General features: G+C 68.1%; 1 pseudogene. It reads left to right on the top strand.

Annotated elements, in window-relative coordinates:
• Positions 1–251 (top strand): annotated as a pseudogene (locus AC0IY1_RS25465) (phosphate ABC transporter permease subunit PstC); the annotation flags it as partial.

The following is a 251-nucleotide window of genomic DNA, read 5'->3' as shown; positions in this document are numbered from 1 at the left end:
ATCTACGGCATGTGGGGCCTGTTCGTGTTCGCCCCGCTCTTCGCCCGCTGCGTGCAGGTGCCGGTGTCGAACCTGGTCGAGGGCATGCCGATCGTCGGCACCCGGTTCTATGCCCGCGTCCCCTCGGGCGTCGGCATCCTCACCGCCGGCATCATCCTGGCGATCATGATCGTGCCCGTCGTGGCCTCGATCACCCGCGACATGCTCGATCAGATCCCGACCGTGCTGCGGGAGAGCGCCTACGGCCTCGG

The organism is Methylobacterium sp. AC690, assembly GCF_979256535.1.
The sequence above is the reverse complement of the archived record's forward strand: the minus strand, read 5'-3'. Positions and strand labels throughout refer to the sequence as shown.